The following is a 435-nucleotide window of genomic DNA, read 5'->3' as shown; positions in this document are numbered from 1 at the left end:
TGCGTTGCAGCTCCACCTGGATGCTGTACGTGGAGGCATAGTCGTAGGAAGCCATGTTGGTGAACGAGAAGTATCCCTGTGGACGCTCCACGTATTGAGGGGCACCTGTAGGCACACCGCCCACGATCTTGTAGACACGGTAGCGGTACATGGTGATGTTCGGGAAGGTGGTCACCTGGATCACCGAGTTGATGGCGGCAAGGGTGATGCCGCACTGTGCGTTGATCACGTTGGAAAGCAGCTGGAAGCCTTCGTCGAGGTTGCCGTCGCAGTTGTCGTCGACACCGTTGTACAGTACCTCGGCATGGCCTGGATTGATGGCTGCCACGGCATCGTTACAGTCGATGGCCGTAAGCGTTGCCACGTATCCGGCAGGGATCGCAGCCCCGTAACAGGTCACGGTGGAGGCACCGCTGGTGTATCCGTCGAAATCGG

Annotated in this window: 1 protein-coding gene; it reads right to left on the bottom strand. The window is 58.6% G+C overall.

Annotated features, from left to right (window positions below; translation table 11 throughout):
- The coding region (locus tag G6047_RS00205) for a putative metal-binding motif-containing protein (protein ID WP_211165346.1) at positions 1–435 on the bottom strand (435 nt) is incomplete at both ends.

Origin of the sequence: Flavobacterium silvaticum, assembly GCF_012911565.1 — a bacterium.
GTDB classification, from domain to species: Bacteria; Bacteroidota; Bacteroidia; order Flavobacteriales; family Flavobacteriaceae; genus Flavobacterium; species Flavobacterium silvaticum.
This window is presented reverse-complemented; position numbering and strand designations above follow the sequence as displayed.